This is a genomic window from Burkholderia sp. MSMB1078WGS, from assembly GCF_001528895.1.
Classification (GTDB): domain Bacteria; phylum Pseudomonadota; class Gammaproteobacteria; order Burkholderiales; family Burkholderiaceae; genus Burkholderia.
Genome location: NZ_LPDI01000100.1, coordinates 184805 through 205168, shown reverse-complemented (window position 1 = coordinate 205168; position 20364 = coordinate 184805). Strand labels below are relative to the sequence as shown.

Sequence of the window (20364 nt, the reverse complement as noted above, 5' to 3'; positions counted from 1 at the left end):
CAACACTTTCCACGCTGCTGCGAGAGGCGCGTATCGGTGCGGTACCCAACCGGGTATCCGCACCGTTTTTTCTTGGGCGGCGGGTTCATGCAACCGTGGCCCGATCGGCCGACGCGGCCGCGATCGAGCGAACGGCGCGAACGCGGCGCTCAGACGGCCGCTTCGTTCTCTTCGCCGGTGCGAATGCGGATCACGCGCTCGACGTCCGACACGAAGATCTTGCCGTCGCCGATCTTGCCGGTGCGCGCCGCACCGATCACCGCGTCGATCACCTGATCGACCTGCGCTTCGGCGACGACCACCTCGATCTTCATCTTCGGCAGGAAGTCGACGACGTATTCGGCACCGCGATACAGCTCGGTATGGCCCTTCTGGCGACCGAAGCCCTTCACTTCCGTCACGGTCAGGCCCGTGAGACCCACTTCGGCGAGCGCTTCGCGGACTTCGTCCAGCTTGAACGGCTTGATGATGGCGGTGATGCGTTTCATGATGGATGTCCCTCAATGCTCGTTTGGATGAAAAATCGCGTTCCCGATTGTAAGCCGGCGGGCCGCATCCGGCCCAGCACCGCTCAATCGAGCCGTTCGGTAAAGCGTGATGTAATCGGGTAGCGCCAGTCGCGCCCGAATGCGCGATGCGTGACGCGGATGCCGATCGGCGCCTGGCGGCGCTTGTATTCGTTGATCTTGATGAGCCGCGTCACGCGCTCGACGTCGGCCCGCGCGTAGCCGGCCGCGACGATCTCGGCGAGCGGCCGGTCCTCTTCCATGTACATCCGCATGATCGCGTCGAGCACGTCGTACGGCGGCAGGCTGTCCTGGTCGGTCTGGTTCTCGCGCAACTCGGCCGACGGCGCGCGCGTCAGGATCCGTTCGGGAATCACGTCGCGCAGCCCGTAATCGGCCGTTTCGTTGCGATAGCGGCACAACCGGTACACGAGCGTCTTCGCGATGTCCTTGATCACCGCGAAACCGCCGGCCATGTCGCCGTACAGCGTGCAGTAGCCGACCGCCATCTCGCTCTTGTTGCCGGTCGTCAGCACGATCGAGCCGAACTTGTTCGACAGCGCCATCAGCAGCGTGCCGCGGATGCGTGCCTGGATGTTCTCCTCCGTCGCATCTTCCGCGCGGCCCGCGAACTCGCCCGCGAGCGCGGCGCGGAAGGCATCGAACATCGGCGCGATCGCGATCTCGTCGTAGCGCACGCCGACGCGCCGCGCCATTTCCGCCGCGTCCGTCGTCGAGATGTCGGCCGTGAAGCGCGACGGCATCATCACCGCGCGCACGCGCTCGGGCCCGAGCGCATCGCACGCGACGGCCAGCACCAGCGCCGAATCGACGCCGCCCGACAGCCCGATCAGCACGCCGGGAAAGCCGTTCTTGCCGATGTAGTCGCGCACGCCGGTGACGAGCGCGCGATACACCTGCGCGTGAGTCGACAGTTCGGGCGCGATCGCACCGGGCAGCGGCCGGGCGCCGTCGAATTCGACGATCGCGTGCCCTTCGTCGAACTGCGGCATCTTCGCGACGAGCGCACCCTGCGCGTCGAGCACGAACGAACCGCCGTCGAACACGAGTTCGTCCTGGCCGCCGACGAGGTTCACGTACACCATCGGCAGCCCGGTCTCGCGAATCCGCGCGCGCAGGATGTCGATGCGCACCGCTTCCTTGTTCATGTGATACGGCGAGCCGTTCGGGATCAGCAGCACCTGCGCGCCGGCCGCCTTCGCGATCTGCGCGGCCGACGCATGCCACGCGTCCTCGCAGATGATCACGCCGTATTTCACGCCGTTCAGCTCGAACACGAGCGGCTCGGTGTCGGTCGCGAAATAGCGCTTCTCGTCGAACACCTCGGCGTTCGGCAGATCCTGCTTGCGGTAGGTGCCGACGATCTCGCCGCCGACGATCAGCGACACCGCGTTGAAGGTGTCGGTGGGCGGCACGCCGCGCTCGATCGGGCGGTTTGCATTACCATCGACGGCTGACGCGCTGCCCGCACCGCCGCCCGGCCCCCGCAACGGATGGCCGACCAGCACCGCGAGCCCGTCGAACGCCTTCAGTGCGTCGGCGAGCGCGTCGAGCGCGGCGGCCGCCGCCGCGTAGAACGCGGGCCGCAGCAGCAGGTCTTCGGGCGGATAGCCGGACAGCACGAGTTCGGGTGCGACCATCAATTGCGCACCATCGTTGTGCGCGGCACGCGCGGCCGCGACGATGCGCGCGACGTTGCCGGCGAAATCGCCGACGGTGGCGTTGATCTGGGCGAGAGCGAGTCGGGTCTTCATGGCGGGATCGGCGCAACCCGGCGGCGCGCCTTGAACGGCTAACGAAATCGACCTGGGCGCGGGCCATGGCGGCCCGCACCCGGCAACATCCAACGGTACGGATTCACGCTTGAAACACGAACGCATCGATTATCGCACGGGCATCCTGTCGTCCCCCGCCGAGGTGCCGGCCGACGAATGGAACGCGCTGCTCGCGCGCGACGCGCAGCCCACGCCGTTCCTGCGCCACGAATTCCTCGACGCACTGCACGTCGCGCGCTGTGCGGTGGACGACACCGGCTGGTCGCCGCACTTCGTCACGCTGACCGACCCGCGCACCGGCCGCCTCGCGGCCGCCGCCCCCGTCTATGCGAAACAGCATTCGTACGGCGAATACGTGTTCGACTGGGCATGGGCCGACGCGTACCAGCGCAACGACCTGCCCTATTACCCGAAGCTGCTGTGCGCCGTGCCGTTCACGCCGGTGCAGGGCACGCGGCTGCTCGCGGCCGACGACGACGCGCGCCGCCGGCTCGCGGCCACGCTGCTCGCGTTCGCCGAGCAGAGCGACGTGTCGTCGCTGCACGTACTGTTCCCGACCGGCGACGAAGCGCGGCTCCTCGAATCGATGGGCATGATGCTGCGCGAAGGCGTGCAGTTCCACTGGCTCAACGACGGCTACCGCCACTTCGACGATTTCCTCGGCACGCTCGAGCAGAAGAAGCGCAAGAACATCCGCGCGGAGCGGCGCAAGGTGCACGACGCGGGCGTGACCTTCCGGCGGCTCACCGGCGATCGAATCACCGACGCCGACTGGCGCTTCTTCTCGCGCTGCTATCGACAGACCTACCGCGAGCACTATTCGAGCCCGTACCTGAACCTCGACTTCTTCCGCACGATCGGCGCGACGATGCCGGAGAACCTGCTGCTCGTGATCGCGGAAGCCGACGGCCGGCCGATCGCGAGCGCGCTCGCCGTGTACCGGCGCGGCGAACACGGCGGCGGCACGCTGTACGGCCGCTACTGGGGGGCGATCGAGCACGTGCCCTGCCTGCATTTCGAAACGGCCTACTACCAGTTGCTCGAGTTCTGCATCGAGGCCGGGCTCGACACGTTCGAGGGCGGCGCGCAGGGCGAGCACAAGCTCGCGCGCGGTTTCCTGCCGACCGTCACGCACTCCGCGCACTGGCTCGCGCATCCGGCTTTTTCCGACGCGGTCGCGCGCTTTCTCGAACGCGAGACCGAGCATATCCACGCGTACGTCGACGAACTGCGCGAGCACGATCCGTTTCGGCGCGGCGCCGGCTAGCGTCATCCCGCGCACCGGCATGCGGCGAAGCCACGCATGGGCTCGCCGCATGCCGCACGGCCGCCGCCGGCTCAGTGCGCGGCGAGCGTCACCGTCTGCGACAGCGCCTGCGGGTCGCGCGACGACGCGGCCGCCGACAGCCCGTAGCTGCCCGCGCCGATCCGCCATGCGTGCGCGCTCGCATCCCACACCGCGAAGCGCTGCGCCGGCACCGCGACGCTGACCGTGCGCGCCTCGCCCGGCTGCAGCGCGACCTTGGTCCAGCCGACGAGCCGCTTCGGCGGCTCGCCGAGCGACGCGGGCAGCGCCGCGTAGATCTGCACCGTATGCGTACCGGCACGCGCCCCGGTATTCGTCACCGTCACGCCGACCGTCACGTTGCCGGCGGCGTCGGCCTGCGCGGACATCGCCGACAACGCATACGTCGTGTACGACAGCCCGTAGCCGAACGGGAACAGCGGCTCGATCGCCTTCGCGTCGAACCAGCGATAGCCGTACGCGAGCCCTTCCGCATAAACGTTCTGCAGGTTCGACGGATCGATCGTCGGCTGCGGCAGATCGGCCTCCTGCTTCGGGAACGTCAGCGGCAGCCGGCCCGACGGATTCGCGTCGCCGAACAGCAGATCGGCGATCGCCTGGCCGCCTTGCGCGCCCGGATACCACACGTCCAGCACGCCATGCACGTTCGCGAGCCACGGCATCAGCACCGGGCTGCCGTTCTCGAGCACGACGATCACGCGCTTGGCCTTCGCGGCGACCGCGGCGATCAGTGCGTTCTGGTCGTATTGCTGGTTGTACGGGTCCGCCTTCGCATCGGGCAGCGACAGGCTCGCAAGGTCGAGCCCTTCCGTCTGCCACTGCGTGGCGAACACGATCGCGACATCGGCCTGTGCGGCCGCGCTCGCCGCGGCATTCGCGTCGGTGCCGTCGAGATAGCTGACCGACGCGCTCGGCGCCTTCGCGCGAATCGCCGCGAGCGGCGCGGACTTGTACCAGGTCGCGCAGCCGCCGAACAGCATGTCGGCCGGTTGTTGGCAGGACGTCACCGCGTTGCCGTCGATCGCCGGCACCGCCCCGGAGCCGCCGCCCGACAGCACGCCCGCGTCCGCATGGCCGCCAATCACGACGACCGACTTGAGCGCACCGGCGGCGAGCGGCAGCACCGGCTGCGTGTCGCCCGGCGCGGCCGCGTTCTTCAGCAGCACCGCCGCCTGCCGTGCGATCGCGAGCGCATCGGCATTGCCGGCGGCTTCGTCGATCGCGCCACCCGGCTTCGGCGGCGCGTCCATCACGCCGATACGGATCAGCGTGCGCAGCTTGCGCTGCACCATGTCGTTCAGCCGCGCGACCGACACGCTGCCGGCCTGCAGCGCCGCGCGCAGCTTCGAATTGAAGTACGAGCCGAGCGGCGCGTTGCCGTCGTCGGCCGCGCCCGGCTGTTCCTCGTCCAGCCCGGCCTGCACGGCCGCGACCGTCGAGTGCGTCGCGCCCCAGTCGGACTGCACGACGCCCTTGAAACCCCACTCGTTCTTCAGCACCGTCGTCAGCAAATACGGGTTCTCGCACGCATATACGCCGTTCAGCTTGTTGTACGAGCACATCACGTTGCCCGGCTGGCCGTCCTTCACGCCGATCTCGAACGCGAGCAGCTCCGCCTCGCGCATGGTTCGCTCGTCGACGACCGAATCGACCGTCATCCGGTTGGTTTCCTGGTCGTTGAACGCGAAATGCTTGATCGTCGCGATCACCTTCTGCGCCTGCGTGGCCTGCGTGCGCGCGGCGCTCAGCGTGCCCGCGAGCACCGGATCCTCGCCCATGTATTCGAAGGTGCGGCCGTTGCGCGGCTCGCGCGCGAGGTTCACGCCCCCGCCGAGCCCCTCCGCGAAACCGAGCGCACGCAGCTCGAGCGCGATGCGCGTGCCGTAGGCGCCCGCGAGCGCCGGGTCCCACGTCGCCGCAAGCGCGACTGGCGCGGGCAGCGCGGTGACGCGTGCGTTCTTCACGTTCACGCCGCCCGCCGAATCGGCGCTGCTGACCGCCGGAATGCCGAGCCGCGGCACGCCCGGGATATAGCTCGCGCCGTTCAGCGCATCGGCCGGAAACGGGCCGCCCAAGCCGAGCGCCGGCATGCCGGTGCCATGCACGAGCTGCAGCTTTTCGTCGGTCGTCAGTTGCGCGACGAGGGCCGCCGCGCGCTGGTCGGCTGCCGCGTCGGGGTCGGTCGTGGCGTGAATGTCGTCGCCGCCGCACGATGCGAGCAACACCGTGAGCGCGCATGCGCACGCAATCGTCGAATACCGGAACAGCGAAGTTTTCATTGATCCTCCAGAATCGTTCTGTTAGTACTTGTCGTCTCACTCCAGCGTCCAAGTCTAAAAATCGACCGGTCACCACGCTTGACCGGCAGGAGCATGCGTTGACCTCTCGCAGCGGGGACAAACCCGAACGGCATGACGACAGGGAGACAGACATGGAGTTGCAACAGAAATCGGTATCCGTCCGGATCTACCGCTGGCTGTGCGAAGACGCGCGTGCGAACGGCATCGATCCCGCACCGCTTTACGAAACGCTCGGCATCGGGCCGGCCGAGCTCGCCGACGACACGCGCCGCATCGCGGGCGACCGGCACGTGGCCGCGATGCAGCTGACGAGCGGCTGGCCGCTGTCGTGGCATCGCCCGCCGCCGCAGGTCGTGCCGTGGCTCGTGCCGTTTCCCGAACTCGCGGGCATCACGTGCAATGCGGCGACGCTGCGCGACGCGCTGCACGGCTACCTGCACTATCGCGAGCTGATCGGCAACGTCGACTGGGTATTCGCGCACGAGAACGGCGACGCGATCGCGCTCGAGTACGTGAACGAAGGCAACGGCCGGCACGCGGGCAGCGCGTTCGCGAACCTCGCGATCCTCGCGGCGCTCGCGCGCCTGTACGATCCGCACGTGCACGTCGACGACGCCGCATTCGCCGGCCGCGCGTTCGCGCCCGTTGCCGCGTTGCGCGACATGCTCGGCGCGCCGGTGTCGTTCGATGCCGCGCACAACCGCATCGTGCTGCGCTCCGCGCACTTCGACACGCCGTTCGAGCGCTACAACGCGCCGCTCGCCGGCATCCAGCGTCATGCGGCCGACGCCGCACGCGAGCGCGTGCGCGCACGTTCGACGTTCGGCGCGTCGGTCGAGCAATGCGTGCGCGACTGGCTGCGCACGTCCGACGACACCGACGTGCCGACCGATACGCTGATGCAGCACGTGTGCACGCGCTTCGCGATGTCGCGCTGGACGTTGCGCCGGCGCCTGCATCGCGAAGCGGTCGGTTTTCACGCGCTCGTCGCGCAGGCGCGGCTCGGCGAGGCACGCGACCTGCTGCTCAACACGCGGTTGCCGATCGGCGAGATCGGCGTGCGCGTCGGCTTCCGTTCGACGAGCGCGTTCACGCGCTTCTTCACGCGCGAACTCGGTGCGGCGCCGAGCCGCTTTCGCGACGGGCATGGCGACCGGTGGCGTTGATGCGCATTTTTTCTGAGACACTGGCGGCTTCGCATTCCGCCGCTCTGCCATGTCCTGGTTCCTGTATCTGATCGAATGCGCCGACGACAGCGTCTACACGGGCATCACGACCGATGTCGCCGCGCGCTTCGACGAACACGCGTCCGGCAAGGGCGCGCGCTACACGCGCTCGCGCAAGCCGCGCGCGGTGCTCGCGTCGTTTCCGCTGCCCGACCGGTCGAGCGCGTCGCGCGCCGAATACTGGGTGAAGCGGCTCACGCCCGCGAAAAAGCGCGAGCTGGCGGCCGGTTTGCGGACGCTGGAATCGGTGTTGCCGGCGGCGATCGCGCTCGACGAAAGCGGCGACACGGCCGGGACGAACGCGATGGGGCGCGGGCGGAAGAAAAGGAAGGCGGAAAACGTCGACGATGCGCAGAAGACGGCCGCAACGGAGGCGGCCACCGCGAAAAGGGCGAAAACCGGGAAACGTGCCGGATCCGCAACGGCCGCGAAGCCTGCGAAGGGCAAACGAGCGTCGAAGTCGACGAAGGCAAATAAAGCCGCGCCGGACGCGAAACATGCAAAAACCGACGGCGATGCCGCCGCAAAAAAGACCGCGTCGCGTGGCACACCGGTAAAAAAGGCACGCTCGCCCTCCTCCACGCAGTCGAAAAGAAGGGCCCCGGCTGCCGCCGCAGCGGCCGCGAACGTACGCGAAGACGCCGCTTGCGCATCGGGCCGGCGCCGACCGGCGGCCACGAAAGCCGCCGCGACGATCGCTCCGGCCATTGCCCCGCCGCGCGCGAAACGCGCGAAGCCGGCACCGGCCACCCCACTGCCGCCCGTCTCCCCGTCCACCCGCAGGAAAACCGTGCGCGCAAAACAAAACCGCGCGGTCTCCTGAAGAGACACGCGCGGTTCGTTCCGTACGCGCCGGCCGTCGGCCGGCACGCCGCTTACTTCTTGTAGTTCGCGGCGCCGTCGGCGATTTCCTTGTGCGCGGCTTCGATGCCGGCCCAGCCTTCGACCTTCACCCACTTGCCCTTCTCGAGCGCCTTGTATTGCTCGAAGAAGTGCTTGATCTGGTCCTTCAGGTACTCGGGCACGTCGTCGATCGTCTTCAGGTTCGCCGTCATCGGGCAGATCTTGTCGTGCGGCACCGCGATCAGCTTCGCGTCGACGCCCGATTCGTCCGTCATCTGCAGCATGCCAAGCACGCGCGAACGCACGATCGAGCCGGCCAGCAGCGGGAACGGCGTGATCACCAGCACGTCGACCGGATCGCCGTCGCCCGACAGCGTCTGCGGGATGTAGCCGTAGTTCACCGGGTAGCGCATGCCCGTGCCGATGAAGCGGTCGACGACGAGAAGGCCCAGTTCCTTGTCCGCCTCGTACTTCACCGGATCGCTTTGCGCGGGAATCTCGATGATCACGTTGAAATCTTGCGGCAGGTCCTTGCCGGCCGGAACATGATTGAAGCTCATGAGCACTCTCTGTAGGTCGATGGGAATTCGGGACAGGGCGCCTCGGCCGATGCACCGCCACGGGCGTCCCCCAAAAGGAATGCGCCATTATAGCCAATCGACCGGTGGCGTCCGGATGACGATCGGCGCGATAATCGTTCCGGATGTCCGGCCGTCGAACCGGCGGCGTTGCACGTCGACGATAAAGCACGGGATCCGGGCAAGCGCCAAAGCGCCAGTTTGGGTCGACCGCGTTGCATGACGCCCAACCAAGCGCTAAAGCGCTAACTTGGGTCGACAGGAGCAGGCATGGAAGAGGCGAAGCACTTCATCGCGGGCGAATGGACGTTGCCCGCGCAACTGGAAACCATCGCGGTCATCGATCCGTCCGACGGCCAGCCGTTCGCGACGATCGCGCGCGGCACGGCACCCGACATCGAACGCGCGGTCGCCGCGGCGCGCGACGCATTCGCAGGCCCGTGGGGCGCCGCGAGCGCCGCCGAACGCGGCCGCGTGCTGATGCGGCTGTCGGCTCGCGTGGCCGACCATCTCGACGAACTCGCCGCGATCGAGGCGCGCGACACCGGCAAGCCGCTGAAGCAGGCGCGCGCCGATGCAGCCGCGCTCGCGCGCTACTTCGAGTTCTACGCGGGCGCCGCCGACAAGCTGCATGGCGAAACCCTCCCCTATCAGGCCGGATACACGGTGCTGACGGTGCGCGAGCCGCACGGCGTCACGGGCCATATCGTGCCGTGGAACTACCCGATGCAGATCTTCGGGCGCAGCGTCGGCGCGGCGCTCGCGGCCGGCAACGCCTGCGTGGTCAAGCCGGCCGAGGACGCGTGCCTGTCCGTGCTGCGCGTCGCCGAGCTGGCCGCCGAGGCCGGGCTGCCGGCCGGCGCGCTCAACGTCGTCACCGGCTACGGCCATGAAGCGGGCGCCGCGCTCGCACGCCATCCGGGCATCGACCACATCTCGTTTACGGGCTCCCCAGCCACCGGCAAGCTGGTCACGCAGATGGCGGCCGAGAACCACGTGCCGGTCACGCTCGAACTCGGCGGCAAGTCGCCGCAGATCGTGTTCGCCGATGCCGATCTCGACGCGGCGCTGCCCGTACTCGTGTCCGCGATCGTGCAGAACGGCGGGCAGACCTGCTCGGCCGGCAGCCGCGTGCTGATCGAGCGCGCGGTGTACGAGCCACTCGTCGAGCGCCTCGCCACCGCGTTCAACGGGCTGCGCGTCGGCCCGAGCCGCGCCGATCTCGACTGCGGCCCGCTGATCAACGCGAAGCAGCAGCAACGCGTGTGGGATTTCCTGTCCGACGCGCAGCACGACGGCATTCCGATGGCCGCGCACGGGCAGGTCGTCGCCGACGCGCCCGAAAGCGGCTTCTACCAGGCGCCCGCGCTGTTGCGCGACGTGCCGCCGTCGCATCGGCTCGCGCAGGAGGAAGTGTTCGGCCCCGTGCTCGCGGCGATGCGTTTCGTCGACGAGGACGAAGCCGTCGCGCTCGCGAACGGCACGCCGTACGGCCTCGTCGCGGGCATCTGGACACGCGACGGCGCACGCCAGATGCGGCTTGCGCGGCGCCTGCGCGCGGGCCAGGTGTTCATCAACAACTATGGCGCGGGCGGCGGCGTCGAGTTGCCGTTCGGCGGCGTCGGCCATTCGGGCCACGGCCGCGAGAAAGGCTTCGAGGCGCTTTACGGCTTCACCGCGCTCAAGACGATCGCGATCCGGCACGGCTGAACGCACGGCGCGCGACAGCCGGCAGGCAGCGCCCGGCCGCCTGCCGACGCACGACGACTCTCATGACCAGCACAGCTGCGATTCGAGCTCGATGGCTCGCAGGAGACACACGCTGTGCCACGGCCGCCAACCGGTCAGGCAGCCCGCCTCACGGCGGCCACAACTGAAGTTCGAAGCAAATCGAAGATATAAGGAGACACACCATGCGGTTGAGCGGCAAGACGGCCATCGTCACGGGCGGCGGCTCGGGGTTCGGCGAAGGCATCGCGAAGACGTATGCGCGCGAAGGCGCGAACGTCGTCGTCAACGACCTGAACGGCGCGGCGGCCGAGCGCGTCGCGAGCGAGATCGCGCTCGCGGGCGGCAAGGCGATCGCGGCAGCCGGCGACGTATCGAAAGAGGACGACTGGCGCGCGCTGCTGCAGGCGGCGCTCGACGATTTCCATGCGGTGCAGATCGTCGTGAACAACGCCGGCACCACGCACCGCAACAAGCCCGTGCTCGACGTGACGGAAGCCGAATTCGACCGCGTGTACGCGGTCAACATGAAGAGCCTGTTCTGGTGCGTGCAGACCTTCGTGCCGTACTTCCGCGCACAGGGCGGCGGCGTGTTCGTGAACGTCGCGTCGACGGCCGGCGTGCGGCCGCGCCCGGGCCTCGTCTGGTACAACAGCACGAAGGGCGCGATGATCACCGCGAGCAAGTCGCTCGCGGCCGAGCTCGGCGCCGACCGCATCCGCGTGAACTGCATCAACCCGGTACTCGGCGAAACCGCGTTGATGACCGAGTTCATGGGCTGCGAGGACACCCCGGAAAATCGCCGCCGCTTCCTCGCGACGATCCCGCTCGGCCGCTTCTCGACGCCGCAGGACATCGCGAACGCCGCGCTGTACCTTGCGTCCGACGAAGCCGAATTCATCACGGGCGTCTGCCTCGAAGTCGACGGCGGGCGTTGCATCTAGCCGTACCGGCATCACGGTTATTCCGTCTTGCTTCGCACGAAACCGGCTTGGACGCGCCGCTGCGTCTGCGCCGGCCAACTACAACGACGGTGGCGCACGGGATCCGGATAACCGCTCGAGCGCCCACTCTGATCGACAGGAGACAACATGGCAACATCGACGCAGTCGCTGCCGGGCTCGTCCGGCGCATTCGAGGAAGCAACCTACCGCAAGGTGTCGTGGCGACTCGTGCCGCTCCTGCTGCTGTGCTACGTGGTCGCGTATCTCGACCGCGTGAACGTCGGGTTCGCGAAGCTGCAGATGGCGAGCGACCTGAACCTGAGCGATACCGTGTACGGGCTCGGCGCCGGGATCTTCTTCTTCGGCTATTTCCTGTTCGAGGTGCCGAGCAACATCATCCTGCACCGCGTCGGCGCACGCGTCTGGATCGCCCGCATCATGGCGACGTGGGGCGTGATCTCGATCCTGACGATGTTCGTCACGACGCCCGCGATGTTCTACGTGATGCGCTTCCTGCTCGGCGTCGCCGAAGCGGGCTTCTTTCCCGGCGTGATCCTCTACCTCACCTACTGGTATCCCGCGCACCGGCGCGGCCGGATGACGACGTTCTTCATGACGGCCGTCGCGCTGTCCGGCGTGATCGGCGGGCCGATCTCGGGCTTCATCCTGAAGGCGTTCGACGGCGTGAGCGGCTGGCACGGCTGGCAATGGCTGTTCCTGCTCGAAGGCATTCCGTCGGTGCTCGCCGGCGTGCTCGTGTTCTTCACGCTCGACGAGCGGATCGCGAAGGCGACGTGGCTGACCGATGAAGAAAAGGCGCTGCTCGCCCGCAACGTCGACGCCGAGGAAGCCACCAAGGAAGACCTGCCGCTCGGCGCGGTGATGTCGAGCCCGCGCGTGTGGCTGATGGCGCTGATCTATTTCTCGTTCGTGATGGGGCTCTACGGCGTCGGCTTCTGGCTGCCGACGATCATCAAGGCGACGGGCGTGACCGATACGATCGTGATCGGCCTGCTGTCGGCGATTCCGTATGCGGCTGCGGTGGTCGCGATGATCCTGATCGCGCGCAGCGCGGACAAGCGCCGCGAACGCCGCTGGCACCTCGCGATTCCGGCCGCGATCGGCGCGCTCGGCCTCGTGCTGTCGGTGATCTGGGCGCACCAGACTGCGCTCGCGATGCTCGGCCTCACGCTCGCGACGATCGGCATCCTGACGACGCTGCCGCTGTTCTGGAGCCTGCCGACCGCGTTCCTCGGCGGCACGGCCGCCGCGGCCGGCATCGCGATGATCAACTCGATCGGCAACCTCGCCGGTTTCCTGAGCCCGTACCTGATGGGCTGGCTCAAGCAGGCGACGGGCGCCAACGATGCGGGCATGTACATGCTGGCCGGGTTCCTCGTGCTCGGCGGGCTGCTCGCGCTGTCGGTGCCGAAGCGGCTCGTCGACAAGTGACGCGCGGCGCGTAAAGGCGCGCCGGCCCCACAGAGCACCAAGCACCGAACACGCCGGTCGACGGCCGCCCCCACGAAACGCCCCGACGCCCGGCACTGCCCGGCCGCCGGGGCGTTTTCGATTCCGGACGGGCAAGACCGCGCCGGCCGGATGCTTCGCCGACCGGATGACGCCGCCATGCGTCCGCACGGCCTCGCGACGAACGAAAAAAAGCCCCGAAGGCCGATCGGCGTTCGGGGCTTTTACCGCGGCACCGCGTCAGACCACGGTGATCGCGAGCGCGCTTTCGCGGTAGTGCTTCGCGGCCTTGTCGGTTTCGCCGAGATGCTCGAACAGACGGGCGAGCGCACGATGCGCCCGCACCTTCAGCGCCTCGTTGTCGGCCAGCTTCAGCGCCGATTCGAGGAACGACTGCGCCTTGCCCCACAACTGCTGCTGCTGGCAGAGGCGGCCGAGTGCGAACAGCAGGTCGGCATCTTCCGGATGATCCTTCTTCCAGCCTTCGGCCTTCTGGATCAGCGGCAGCGCATCGGCGCCGGCCGTGTCCGGATAACGGCGCAGCAGGCGCGCATCCCAGTTGTGCGCGAGCGCGTCCTCGACGATGCGACGCGCTTCGTTGCGGCGCTCGAGCGGCACGAGCAACTCGGCCGCGAGATCGGCCAGACGCGGCGACTGGCGCTCGACCGGCGACAGCGACTGCCACACTTCGAGCAGCGCGTCCGGGTCGTGCCGGCGTTCGCGCAGCAGGTTTTCCGCCGCCTGCTGGCGCAGCCGCACGGCTGCGGCCGGATGCAGCGCCTCGCGCTTTTCGAGCGCCTTCGCAAGCTTCAGCACCTCGGCCCAGTTCTTCAGTTGCTGCTGCGCACGCAACGCGACCTGCTGCGCGTGGATGCGCTTGCCGCCGGCCTGCATGTCGGCCAGCGCGGCGAGCGCACCGTCGGCATCGCGGGCGTCCGCGCGCATGTCGGCGGCGGCAAGCAGCCGTGCATCCTGCCATTCGGGCGCGTCGATCTTCGACAACCAGTCGTCGCGGCGCGTGTACTCGTGCATCCGATGCGCGGCGGTGGCCGCGACGAGACTCGCGGCGCCCAGGTTCGCGTCGACCGACAGCGCTTCGCGCGCGGCCTTCTCCGCACGCGAGAAGCGGCCCGCGTACAGGTTCGCGATCGCATCGCGCAGCGACGCCTGCGCCTTCTCGTTGCGCGAACGCGCGCGATAGGCGGCGACCCGCTGCGGCATGCGCCAGATGTTGCGCACGATGCGCAGCAGCGCGTACACGACGATGAACAGCACGACGATGGCGATCACGAACAGATTCAGCGACACGTCGACCCGGTACGGCGGATAGACGAGCAGCACCTGCCCCGCGTCGAAACGGCCGACGGTGGCGAGCGCGGCGGCGAGCGCGAACAGGACCGCGAGCCAGACGATTCCTCGAAGCGTCATCGTTACCCCCGGCTCTTGAACTGCTGAACGGCGTTCAGGCTCGTGTTCAGGTTCGGCACCGCGACGGTCAGCGATGCGCCGTCAACCTGCTTGAGCAGATCCTCGACGGTCTGCGTGTCCTTCGACGCCTGATCGAAATACTTGCCGAGCGACGCCTGGGCGGCGTGCAGGTCGGCCTTCATCGCGCTGTCGTTGCGCGCCAGCAGCGACAGCCGCGCGGTGAGCAGACGCAACTTCACGTTCTCGCGCACGAAGTAACCCTGGTCGGGCGACGCGAGCATCGCATCCGCGTGGTCGATCCGGCGCACCTGCACGAGGCCCTTCAGTTGCTGACCGAGACCGGCCGAGAAGTCGTGCCACCACACCTTCCAGCGCGGCTCGCCGGCAGCGATCGACGAAGCGGCGTCGGCCGGCGCGGCCTTCGGCGCTGCGTGCGGCACGATCGCCTCGCCCGACAGCGGCAGCGCGTCGATCTTGCCGATCGCATCGTCGAGCTTGATCGCAAGGCCGGTGAGATCGGCTGCCGGCGCGGCCTTCAGCTTCTCGATGTCCTGCGCGAGCGCCTTGCGCACCGTGACGGCCTGTGCGCTCTGCGACGTCGCGAGACGCGCGTCGGCGTTCTGCAGCGCGATCAGCGCGAGCTGCGTGTTGCCGGTCAGCTGAAGCTGCTGGCTCGCGCTCGACAGCATCTGGTCGACTTCCTCGAGCATCCACGCATCGCGGTTGCGCGACAGGTCCTGGTATTGCTGCTGCAGCGCCTGCTGCGCGCTCTGCGCATCGGCGAGCTTGCCGTCGAGCTGCGCGAGCTGCGTGTCGACCTGGTGCGTGCCGGCGAGCGCCTGCTCGGTCTTCATCCGCGTTTCGGCCGCTTGCGCGTCGAGCGCCTTCTGGCGCGCGACGAACGTACCGTCGAGCCGATCGATCTTGCGGTTCAGTGCGTAGCCGCCGACACCCGCCACGCAGCCGAGCACGACGACGACGAACCACAGCACCGCGCTGCCGCCGCGGCGCGCACGCGGCTCGGGCGCGAGATAAGGAGGGCTGGACGGCGGTGCGGATGCAGCGGCCGGCTGGGAAGCGACGCTTTTGGAATCGTTGGTATCTGTCATGCGTTTAGTCACCGGTGCGGCTGTCGCCGGTTGGACGGCCTCGTCGGCCATCGTTCGAAACGCGCGGACGATGCGCTCATCGCCCGCGCCGGTCAGCGTAATCCTATCAAAACCCAATGCGCGCGCGGTCTGCTCGATCCGCGGGTGCGGCGTCACGAGCGGCGCATGCTTCAGCGCGTCGATCTCGGCGTCGTTCAGGTGGACGCGCGCGAGCTCGTGCAGATTGCGCACGCCTTCCGAGCTCGTGACCAGCCACGCGTGCGGCTGGCCGTCGAGCAGCGCGTGCACGCGCTCCCACGCGCCGACGCGCGGCTCCGGCACGACGCGCCGGTACGCGGCGACGAGCGTGACGTCCGCACCGGCCTCGCGCAGGCGGTCGGCAAGCCATTCGCGTCCGCCGTCGCCGCGCACGATCAGCACGCGCTTGCCCGCCAGCGCCTGCGCGCCGCCGAACGCGGCCTCGATGCTCGCGAACAGGCTTTCCGAATCGTAATGGGGCACGCCGCCGTCGGGCGGGGGCTGCGGCGCGATCACGCGATGCGCGGGCGCCGCGATGCCGTGACGCTCGAGCGCCGCGACGCTGCCGGGCCCGACCACGCCGACCGGCAGCGCGTTCGGCCAGATCGCGCCGTACCGCGCGAGCGCGCGATCGATCGCGTTCGGCGACACGAAAATCACCAGCACGTAGTCGGCCAGCGCCGCGAACGCGGCGTCGAGCGGCGCCGGATCGTCGACCGGCGCGATGTCGATCAGCGGGAATTCGAGCACGTCGCAACCGGCATCGGCCAGTTGCGACGCAAGCGCGTCGGACTGGCCGTCCGGACGCGTCAGGACAGCGGTGAACGCGCGCGCGCCGCCCGCCATCAGGCGTCGCCCTTGCCCGCGGCCTGCGAGCCCGCGAGCAGCGCCTGGACGATGTCGAGCGCGCCTTGCGCCTCGAGCTCGTCGGATACCGCGCGGCCGAGCGCGAGCGCATCGGCGACGGTCACGACGGCCCCGCACTCCTCGGCCGTCAGCACGCGCTTGCCGTCGGTGGTCGACACGCGGCCCGTCAGGTACAGCTCGCCCGCGCGCCACACCGCGTGCGCGGCGAGCGGCACCTCGCAACTGCCGCCGAGCGCGCGCGACACCATCCGCTCGGCCTCGACCGCGAGCGCGGTCTGCGGGTCGTGCAGCGGCGCGAGCCACGCGGCGACGTCGTCGCGGTGCGCGGCGATCTCGATGCCGAGCGCGCCCTGGCCGGCTGCGGGCGGGCTGGCCTCGACGTCGAGCAGCGTGCGGATCCGCGCTTCGAGACCGAGGCGTTTCAGCCCCGCCGCCGCAAGGATGATCGCCGCGTAGTCGCCGCGGTCGAGTTTCGCGAGACGCGTGTCGAGGTTGCCGCGCAGCGGCAGGACCTCGAGATGCGGATAACGCGAACGCAGCATCGCTTCGCGACGCAGGCTCGACGTGCCGACGACCGCGCCGGCCGGCAACGCATCGAGCGACGCGTAGTCGTTCGACACGAACGCATCGCGCGGGTCCTCGCGTTCCATGATCGCGGCGAGCGAGAAGCCGTCGGGCAGCGCCATCGGCACGTCCTTCAGCGAGTGCACCGCGAGATCGGCGCGGCCGTCGGCCAGCGCGCTCTCCAGTTCCTTCACGAACAGGCCCTTGCCGCCGACCTTCGACAGCGTGCGATCGAGAATCTGATCGCCGCGCGTCGTCATCCCGAGGATTTTCACGTCACAAGCTGGATATAATTTGCGCAGCGCATCACGCACATGTTCGGCTTGCCACATCGCCAGGCGGCTCTCGCGCGAAGCGATCGTCAACGTCGCGGGCGGCCGTGCCTGTTGCGGCCCGGCCGCGGGGGTCTCGGAATTCATTGCTGGAACATCGAAGGACGGGATTGAAGACCGAACAATGGTAGCACGCACGCCCCGGCGGCCCGAGCCCGGAGCCTGCGCCCGGCCTGCTTCCGTGCGGGTCGCGGCGCCGTTGTGCGGATGTGCCGCACGTAGCTGGTTGCTTGACCGCAGTTCCCGCAGTTTCCGCAGTTCCTTTTGACTCGAGCTTTCCCAAGGAAACCCATCGTGAAGTCTTCCGGATCGGCGCGTACGGCGCGCCGCAATGCTGCCTTGCCCTCCTCCGACGCCCCGACGGGCACGCTCGCCACTGCCGCGAACGGCCGTGCGAAAACGGCAACGAAACCCACGGCAACGAAACCGAAAGACCCGATACGTCAGACAAAAACGGCGCCGAAGGCCGCCGGCGCAGCCGCCCGCCAGGCCGTCGCGACGAAGGCCGGCACCCGCGCGCGCGACGACAAGGACCGCCCGCTGTTCGAAGACATCCGCTTCCTCGGGCGCCTGCTCGGCGACGTCGTGCGCGAACAGGAAGGCGATACCGTGTTCGACGTGGTCGAGGCGATCCGCCAGACCGCGGTCAAGTTCCGCCGCGAGGACGACAGCGAAGCCGCGCAGACGCTCGAGAAGAAGCTGCGCAAGCTGACGCCGGAGCAGACGGTGAGCGTCGTGCGCGCGTTCAGCTATTTCTCGCACCTCGCGAACATCGCGGAAGACCGCCATCACAACCGCCGCCGCCGCATCCACGCGCTGGCCGGCTCCGCGCCGCAGCCCGGCACGGTCGCGTACGCGCTCGATCAATTGAAAACCACCGGCAACGCGTCGAAGCGCCTGCTGCAACGCTTTTTCGACGATGCGCTGATCGTGCCGGTGCTGACCGCGCACCCGACCGAAGTGCAGCGCAAGAGCATCCTCGACGCGCAGCACGACATCGCGCGCCTGCTCGCCGAGCGCGACCAGGAACTGACCGCGCGCGAGCGCCAGTACAACGAAGCGATGCTGCGCGCGCGCGTGACCGCGCTGTGGCAGACGCGCATGCTGCGCGACTCGCGCCTGACGGTCGGCGACGAAATCGAGAACGCGCTGTCGTACTACCGCGCGACCTTCCTCGACGAGCTGCCCGCGCTGTACGGCGACATCGAGGCCGCGCTCGCCGAGCACGGCCTGTCGGCCCGCGTGCCCGCGTTCTTCCAGATGGGCAGCTGGATCGGCGGCGACCGCGACGGCAACCCGAACGTGACCGCGTCGACGCTCGACGAGGCGATCAACCGGCAGGCCGCGGTGATCCTCGAACACTATCTGGAACAGGTGCACAAGCTCGGCGCCGAGCTGTCGGTGTCGAACCTGCTGGTCGGCGCGAACGACGCGGTGAAGGCGCTCGCGGCAGCGTCGCCCGACCAGTCGCCGCACCGCGTCGACGAACCGTATCGCCGCGCGCTGATCGGCATCTACACGCGGCTCGCCGCGAGCGCGCGCGTGCGCGTCGGCGAAGGCACGGTGCCCGTGCGCAGCGCGGGCCGCGGCGCGCCGCCGGTGCGCGCGATTCCGTACGAGGATTCCGAAGCGTTCGTCGCCGATCTGAAGGTACTGACCGCGTCGCTCGACGAACACCACGGCACGTCGCTCGCCGCGCCGCGCCTCGCGCCGCTCGTACGCGCGGCCGAAGTATTCGGCTTCCATCTGGCGAGCATCGACCTGCGCCAGAGTTCCGACATCCACGAGGCGGTGGTCGCCGAGCTGTTCGCGCGCGCGGGCGTCGAGGCCGACTATGCGGCGCTCGCCGAGGAAGACAAGCTGCGCGTGCTGCTCGCCGCGCTCGCCGATCCGCGCCCGCTGCGCTCGCCGTACCTCGAATACTCGGCGCTCGCGCAGAGCGAGCTCGGCGTGTTCGAGAAGGCGCGCGAGGTCCGCGCGCAATTCGGCGCGCGCGCGGTGCGCAACTACATCATTTCGCACACGGAAACCGTCAGCGACCTCGTCGAAGTACTGCTGCTGCAGAAGGAGACGGGCCTGCTCGAAGGCACGCTCGGCGTACCGGGCGGCGACGCGCGCAACAGCCTGATGGTGATCCCGCTGTTCGAGACGATCCCCGACCTGCGCGACGCGTCGCGCATCATGCGCGAATACTTCGCGCTGCCGGGCATCGACGCATTGATCGCGCACCAGGGCGCCGAACAGGAAGTGATGCTCGGCTACTCCGACAGCAACAAGGACGGCGGCTTCCTCACGTCGAACTGGGAGCTGTATCGCGCGGAACTCGCGCTCGTCGACCTGTTCCGCGAGCGCAAGATCACGCTGCGACTGTTCCACGGCCGCGGCGGCACGGTCGGCCGCGGGGGCGGCCCGACCTACCAGGCGATCCTGTCGCAGCCGCCGGGCACCGTGAACGGCCAGATCCGCCTGACCGAACAGGGCGAGGTGATCGCGAGCAAGTTCTCGAACCCGTCGATCGGCCGGCGCAACCTCGAGACGGTCGTCGCCGCGACGCTCGAGGCGTCGCTGCTGCCGCAGTCGAACGCACCGGCGCAACTGCCCGCGTTCGAAGCCGCGATGCAGACGCTGTCCGACTCGGCGATGGCCGCGTATCGCGCGCTCGTCTACGAAACCCCGGGCTTCACCGACTACTTCTTCGCGTCGACGCCGATTACCGAGATCGCCGAGCTGAACATCGGCAGCCGCCCCGCGTCGCGCAAGCTGCAGGATCCGAAGCAGCGCAAGATCGAGGATCTGCGCGCGATTCCGTGGGGCTTCTCGTGGGGTCAGTGCCGGCTGCTGCTGACCGGCTGGTACGGCTTCGGCAGCGCGGTGAGCGCGTATCTCGACGGCGCGCCCGACGACGCCGAACGCGCGAAACGCGTCGCGCTGCTCAAGAAGATGAACAAGACCTGGCCGTTCTTCTCGAACCTGCTGTCGAACATGGACATGGTGCTCGCGAAGACCGATCTCGCGGTCGCGTCGCGCTATGCGCAACTCGTGCCCGACCGCAAGCTGCGCAAGCACGTGTTCGAGCGGATCGTCGCGGAATGGGAGCGCACGTCGCAGGCGCTCGCGGAAATCACCGGGCACGAAAGCCGCCTCGCGACCAACCCGCTGCTCGCGCGCTCGATCAAGAACCGCTTCCCGTATCTCGATCCGTTGAACCACCTGCAGGTCGAGCTGATCAAGCGTCACCGCGCGGGCGACACGAACGCGCGGCTGCGCCGCGGGATTCACCTGACGATCAACGGGATCGCGGCCGGCCTGCGCAACACCGGCTGATCCGCGCGCGGCGCGGGTGCATTCC

14 protein-coding genes are annotated in these 20364 nt (G+C 68.8%); 7 read left to right on the top strand and 7 right to left on the bottom strand.

What is annotated here, in order from left to right; genetic code table 11:
• Positions 1-149: 149 nt before the first annotated feature.
• Complete coding sequence (locus WT24_RS26560; protein WP_006398637.1) at positions 150-488, bottom strand: P-II family nitrogen regulator; 339 nt, start codon at positions 486-488, stop codon at positions 150-152.
• Positions 489-571: 83 nt separating this feature from the next.
• Positions 572-2281, bottom strand: coding sequence for an NAD+ synthase (locus WT24_RS26555; protein WP_060036301.1), 1710 nt, complete (start codon positions 2279-2281; stop codon positions 572-574).
• Positions 2282-2390: 109 nt separating this feature from the next.
• Here WT24_RS26555 and WT24_RS26550 point away from each other — a divergent pair, with 109 nt between their 5' ends.
• The gene (locus WT24_RS26550) at positions 2391-3569 is read left to right on the top strand and encodes a GNAT family N-acetyltransferase (RefSeq protein ID WP_059795828.1); all 1179 of its coding nucleotides are present in this window, start codon (positions 2391-2393) and stop codon (positions 3567-3569) included.
• Positions 3570-3640: 71 nt separating this feature from the next.
• Here WT24_RS26550 and WT24_RS26545 read toward each other — a convergent pair whose 3' ends face one another.
• Positions 3641-5887, bottom strand: coding sequence for a glycoside hydrolase family 3 C-terminal domain-containing protein (locus WT24_RS26545; RefSeq protein WP_060036300.1), 2247 nt, complete (start codon positions 5885-5887; stop codon positions 3641-3643).
• Between the two features lie 152 nt (positions 5888-6039).
• Here WT24_RS26545 and WT24_RS26540 point away from each other — a divergent pair, with 152 nt between their 5' ends.
• Both WT24_RS26540 and WT24_RS26535 read left to right on the top strand, forming a co-directional pair.
• Positions 6040-7074 carry an AraC family transcriptional regulator gene (locus WT24_RS26540; RefSeq protein ID WP_060036299.1) on the top strand — a complete coding sequence of 345 codons (1035 nt, stop codon included), beginning with the start codon at positions 6040-6042 and terminating at the stop codon, positions 7072-7074.
• Positions 7075-7123: 49 nt separating this feature from the next.
• A complete protein-coding gene (locus WT24_RS26535; protein ID WP_060036298.1) occupies positions 7124-7957 on the top strand; it encodes a GIY-YIG nuclease family protein in 834 nt (277 codons plus the stop codon).
• 52 nt (positions 7958-8009) lie between these two features.
• Here the strand turns inward: WT24_RS26535 and ppa are convergent, their stop codons facing one another.
• A complete protein-coding gene (gene ppa, locus WT24_RS26530) occupies positions 8010-8537 on the bottom strand; it encodes an inorganic diphosphatase (RefSeq protein ID WP_059504845.1) in 528 nt (175 codons plus the stop codon).
• A gap of 288 nt (positions 8538-8825) precedes the next feature.
• Between ppa and WT24_RS26525 the strand changes: the two genes are divergently transcribed.
• The 3 genes from WT24_RS26525 to WT24_RS26515 all read left to right on the top strand — a co-directional run bounded on the left by WT24_RS26525 (position 8826) and on the right by WT24_RS26515 (position 12679).
• On the top strand, positions 8826-10265 hold the full coding sequence (locus WT24_RS26525) for an aldehyde dehydrogenase family protein (RefSeq protein WP_059504843.1): 1440 nt from the start codon (positions 8826-8828) through the stop codon (positions 10263-10265).
• A 203-nt stretch (positions 10266-10468) separates the two neighbouring features.
• Positions 10469-11227: an SDR family oxidoreductase gene (locus tag WT24_RS26520; protein ID WP_060036297.1), complete on the top strand. Its 759-nt coding sequence runs from the start codon at positions 10469-10471 to the stop codon at positions 11225-11227.
• Between the two features lie 147 nt (positions 11228-11374).
• A complete protein-coding gene (locus tag WT24_RS26515; RefSeq protein WP_034208110.1) occupies positions 11375-12679 on the top strand; it encodes an MFS transporter in 1305 nt (434 codons plus the stop codon).
• Positions 12680-12937: 258 nt separating this feature from the next.
• Here the strand turns inward: WT24_RS26515 and WT24_RS26510 are convergent, their stop codons facing one another.
• From WT24_RS26510 to hemC, 3 genes are read right to left on the bottom strand one after another with little or no spacing between them, the layout of a single operon-like run.
• Positions 12938-14125, bottom strand: coding sequence for a heme biosynthesis protein HemY (locus WT24_RS26510; protein ID WP_059504839.1), 1188 nt, complete (start codon positions 14123-14125; stop codon positions 12938-12940).
• Positions 14126-14127: 2 nt separating this feature from the next.
• Positions 14128-16098 (bottom strand): fused uroporphyrinogen-III synthase HemD/membrane protein HemX, encoded by a 1971-nt coding sequence (hemDX, locus tag WT24_RS26505; protein ID WP_060036296.1) that lies wholly within the window; start codon positions 16096-16098, stop codon positions 14128-14130.
• Positions 16098-17102 carry a hydroxymethylbilane synthase gene (gene hemC / locus WT24_RS26500; RefSeq protein ID WP_059504836.1) on the bottom strand — a complete coding sequence of 335 codons (1005 nt, stop codon included), beginning with the start codon at positions 17100-17102 and terminating at the stop codon, positions 16098-16100. Before hemC ends, hemDX begins: the two co-directional genes overlap by 1 nt.
• 207 nt (positions 17103-17309) lie before the next feature.
• Between hemC and ppc the strand changes: the two genes are divergently transcribed.
• On the top strand, positions 17310-20339 hold the full coding sequence (gene ppc / locus WT24_RS26495; RefSeq protein ID WP_059504834.1) for a phosphoenolpyruvate carboxylase: 3030 nt from the start codon (positions 17310-17312) through the stop codon (positions 20337-20339).
• Positions 20340-20364: the final 25 nt, after the last annotated feature.